Source organism: Variovorax sp. 20P10.2.4, assembly GCF_058244205.1.
Map to the genome: position 1 here is coordinate 1 of NZ_JBZAYE010000679.1, position 3,758 is coordinate 3,758.

The 3,758-nt window shown below is 68.3% G+C and carries 6 protein-coding genes; 3 read left to right on the top strand and 3 right to left on the bottom strand.

Going from position 1 to position 3,758, the window contains the following annotated elements; all coding sequences use genetic code 11:
* Window positions 1-251: 251 nt before the first annotated feature.
* Entirely contained in the window at window positions 252-1,055 is an 804-nt protein-coding gene (locus AC27VN_RS35525) for an IclR family transcriptional regulator (protein ID WP_490879656.1), read from the top strand.
* Window positions 1,056-1,085: 30 nt separating this feature from the next.
* Window positions 1,086-1,304, top strand: a complete 219-nt coding sequence (locus AC27VN_RS35530) for an SDR family oxidoreductase (RefSeq protein WP_490879657.1) — start codon at window positions 1,086-1,088, stop codon at window positions 1,302-1,304.
* Window positions 1,305-1,350: 46 nt separating this feature from the next.
* On the opposite strand, the gene AC27VN_RS35535 is transcribed toward AC27VN_RS35530, so the two are convergent.
* The 3 genes from AC27VN_RS35535 to AC27VN_RS35545 all read right to left on the bottom strand — a co-directional run bounded on the left by AC27VN_RS35535 (window position 1,351) and on the right by AC27VN_RS35545 (window position 3,164).
* Window positions 1,351-2,283, bottom strand: coding sequence for an alpha/beta hydrolase (locus AC27VN_RS35535; protein ID WP_490879658.1), 933 nt, complete (start codon window positions 2,281-2,283; stop codon window positions 1,351-1,353).
* A gap of 84 nt (window positions 2,284-2,367) precedes the next feature.
* Window positions 2,368-2,751 (bottom strand): MerR family transcriptional regulator, encoded by a 384-nt coding sequence (locus AC27VN_RS35540; protein WP_057592651.1) that lies wholly within the window; start codon window positions 2,749-2,751, stop codon window positions 2,368-2,370.
* 35 nt (window positions 2,752-2,786) lie between these two features.
* On the bottom strand, window positions 2,787-3,164 hold the full coding sequence (locus tag AC27VN_RS35545; protein ID WP_093345920.1) for a tautomerase family protein: 378 nt from the start codon (window positions 3,162-3,164) through the stop codon (window positions 2,787-2,789).
* Window positions 3,165-3,252: 88 nt separating this feature from the next.
* Between AC27VN_RS35545 and AC27VN_RS35550 the strand changes: the two genes are divergently transcribed.
* Window positions 3,253-3,758 (top strand): LysR family transcriptional regulator (locus AC27VN_RS35550; RefSeq protein ID WP_490879659.1); only part of this gene is annotated, 506 nt, incomplete at its 3' end.

Here is a 3,758-nt window from a genome sequence, read left to right on the forward strand (position 1 = left end):
CGATGAGCGAGAGAAGGGTGGCGCGGCGGCCCGGATGGCGATGGAACTTCACGAGATGTCTCCTGCGTGTTGGGGATGGGTTCCGCGTGAATCTTTTAATTTCGTTCAGCGGAATTAGATTTATGGAACGTTCTTTCGAACGACGGCGAGTATCTTTCCGCTCGCGTTTCTCTCGTATAGGGAATTCCATGAACCGTTTCCAACTGCTGAAAATATAATTCCGTCCAACGAAATTAAATTGAGAGAAACGCATGGGCCGCACCAAGCAGATCGACTTCGAGGAGGGGGCCGACAGCCCGCGCTTCGTGACCGCGCTGGCGCGCGGGCTGGACATCCTGGCCGCCTGGGGCCCCGACGAGAAATGGCTCACCAGCACCGAGCTCGCGCGCCGCACCGGCCTGCCCAAGCCCACGATCGCGCGCCTCGCCTACACCCTCGTCGTGGCCGGCTACCTGCGCCACTCGCGCGAGACCGGCAAGTACGCGCATGGCGACGGCCTGGTCGCGCTCGGCATCACGATGGTGTCGAACCTCAAGCTGCGGCGCATCGCACGGCCCTACATGCAGGACCTGGCCGACCGCTACGACGCCTCGGTGTCGCTCGGCATCCGCAACGGGCTGTCGATGCTCTACGTGGAGAACTGCCGCTCGAGCGCGCCGCTGTCGCTGGGCCTGGACATCGGTTCGCGGCTGCCCGTGGCGCGCTCGGCGATGGGCCATGCCTACCTCTGCGCGCTCGATGCGAAGGAGCGCGAGCGGCTGCTGGGCGAGATCCGCCTGGCCGACCGCGAGCGCTGGCCGCAGACGCAGCAGGCCATCGAGACCTCGCTCGCCCACTGGCGCGAGCGCGGCTTCACGATGGTCGTGCGCGGCTGGGAGAGCGACATCAGCGGCGTGGGCGCGGCCATCCGGCAGGCCGACGGCAACGTTGTGACCTTCAACGTCGGTGGCTCGGCCAGCCGCTTCGGCCGCGAGCTGCTCGAGCAGGACATCGGCCCGCAGCTCGCACGCATGGTCAAGGTGCTCGAGTCTTTCGTGCGCGTAGACGACAACTGAGCGGGCGTTGCCCGCGGTGCGCGCTCAGGCGTGCCAGGCCAGTATCCGTTCGCGAGCGCGACCACGCGTGTCGTGACACCGGGCGTCGCGCCCTGTGCCGCCTTCAAGTGCGGGCTGCAAGTGCTCACGCGCTGCATGGCCAAGGAGTTTGGCGCGCATGGCATCCGCGCCAATGCCGTTTCGCCGGGCGCCATCCGCACGGACATGACCAGCGACGCGCTCGACCAGAGCCCCGGCTTCGAAACCTAGCTCGCCGCGCAGACCGCGCTCGGCCGCATCCGCAGGCCTGAGGCCGCTACGCCGCGAACAGCGTGGGCCGCAGTGCCCGCGCGGCATCGGCCAGCGCCTCGCGCGTGGCGTCGAAGGGCCAACGCATGAACTCGTGGATCATGCCGTCGTAGCGCTTCACGCTGACCGGCACCCCGGCCTCGCGCAGGCGCTCGCCATAGGCTTCGCCCTCGTCGCGCAGCGCATCGAACTCGGCCGTGACGATATGGGCCGGCGGCAGTCCGCGCAGGTCCCCGGCCAGCAGCGGCGAGACCAGCGCATGGGTCTTCAGTGCCGCGTCGCCGAGGTAGTGGTCCATGAACCAGTGCTGCATCTCGCGGCCGATGTTGCCGTACTGCCCCGCATAGGCCTGGATCGAGGTGTTGATGCGGCGGAAATCGACATCGGGATAGATCAGCAGCTGGTGCGCGATCCGCGGTCCCGCGGCATCGCGCGCCTTCAGCGCGACCACCGCCGCGAGGTTGCCGCCGGCGCTGTCGCCCGCGACCGCGAGCCGATGCCCGTCGGCACCGAGCTGCGCCGCATGCTCGGCCACCCAGGCGGTGGCCGCGAAGGCCGCGTCGACACCGGCCGGGAACTTGTGCTCGGGCGCCAGCGGATAGGCCACCGAGACCACGACCGCCTGCGTCGCCACGGCGAGCGCGCGCGCGAGGCCGTCGTGCGTGTCGAGGTCGCCGAGCACGAAGCCGCCGCCGTGGAAGAACACGATGACCGGCAGCACCTGCCGCGGCGACGGGTGGTAGATGCGCACGTCGAGCGGCCCCACCGCGCTGTCGATGCGACGGTCGGCGACCGAGGCTACCGGCGCGCCGGGTGGCAGCGCCGCGAGCATGCGGCGCATGCCCTGTCGGATCGCGTCGGGCGCGAGCGTGTGCATGTCGGAGAAGCGGGTGGCGGCGAGGCGATCCAGATGCGCCTGGGCCTGGGGATGAAGCGGCATGTCCTGTCTTCCGGTGGTGAAGGGAACAGCCAATCTACGACTTGAACTTTGGTTCAAGTCAAGCGCTTCCTCGAGGTTTTCTTGCTAACGCACCAGCTCGCGGAAGTTGGCCTTGAACTTCGGGCATTCGACCAGCGAGGCATGCGTGCACACGGCCGCGTGCTTGAGGCTGTCGCGCATGGTCTGCAGCCGCTCGATCTCGTGGTCGAGCTCGGTGGCGCGCTTGGCCATGCTGCGGCGCAGCTCGACGTCCTTGGGCGTGGACGCGAGGAAGCGGCCGATCTGCGCGAGCGAGAAGCCGGCCGACTTCGCGCAGTGGATCAGCGCCAGCCGCGCGACCACCTCGGGCCGGTAGGCGCGCCGCAGGCCGGTGCGGCCCGCGGACTCGATCAGTCCGCGCCGTTCATAGAAGCGCAGCGCCGAAGGCGCCAGGCCGGCGCGCTGCGCGACCTCTGCAATATCGAGCATGGGATGTCTCCATCGTGGATCTCGTCGGCCGGGCCTCAGGCGAATTGCGCGAGGCCATGGCCCACCGACCAATTCTCCTTCGGCGAGTCGACGATGTTCACGAACAGGTCTTCGCCGCGCAGGCCGGGGCTCTCGGCGAGCAGTTCCGCGAGCCGTCGGAACAGCGCCTGCTTCTGCTGCGCGCTGCGCGTGTCGAACACCGTGATCCGGATGTAGACCACGTCGTCGCTGCGCGTCACGCCATAGGCGTTGCCGTGGCGGAAGTTCGCGGGCTCGTGCTCGCTGAGCGTCATGAAGCGGTTGTCCTCGGACACGCCGAGCGCGTCGCTGAGCGCGCGGCCGAGGCCGTCGAGGATCGCCTTGCGATAGGCCTCGGGCTTGCCGGCACGCAGGAAGACATGGCTGATGGGCATCGTGATTCCTTCAAGGGGGTGGTGATGTCGGACGATGCTAGTCATACGAAATTGCTATGGATACTTATATCAACGACAATTTTTTGAAATGATTGCACGCCCCCTCGATCTCGATGCCGTCCTGGCCTTCATCCGCATCGTCGAGCTCGGCAGCTTCACGCTCGCGGCCGAGGCGCTGCAGACCACGCAGGCCGGCATCAGCCTCAAGCTCAAGCGGCTCGAGGAGCGGCTCGGTTGCCGGCTGGTGGAGCGCACGCCGCGGCACGTGGAGCTGTCGGCCAAGGGGGCGGCCTTTCTCGAGCACGCGCGCGAGCTGCTGGCGGTGCACGACCGCGCGCTCGGCGCCTTCGCGCAGGCGCGCCAGCGGCTCACCATCGGCATCAGCGACCACGTGGCCGGCCCCGAGCTGCCCGCGCTGATCGCGCGCATGAACGCGCAGGACCCGCAGCTGCTGATCGAGATCCGCATCGGCTCCTCGGGCGAGCTGCTGCAGAGCTTCGACCGGCGCGAACTCGACACCGTGATCGTGCGCCTGCATGCGGGCCGCAACGACGGCGAACTGCTGGCCGAAGAGCAGTTCGGCTGGTTCGCGGC

Bases quoted from the DNA above. Each gene is read 5' to 3' on its own strand.
- AC27VN_RS35540 (WP_057592651.1), bottom strand. From the start codon at position 2,751: ATGCTCGATATTGCAGAGGTCGCGCAGCGCGCCGGCCTGGCGCCTTCG.
- AC27VN_RS35535 (WP_490879658.1), bottom strand. From the start codon at position 2,283: ATGCCGCTTCATCCCCAGGCCCAGGCGCATCTGGATCGCCTCGCCGCC.
- AC27VN_RS35525 (WP_490879656.1), top strand. From the start codon at position 252: ATGGGCCGCACCAAGCAGATCGACTTCGAGGAGGGGGCCGACAGCCCG.
- AC27VN_RS35545 (WP_093345920.1), bottom strand. From the start codon at position 3,164: ATGCCCATCAGCCATGTCTTCCTGCGTGCCGGCAAGCCCGAGGCCTAT.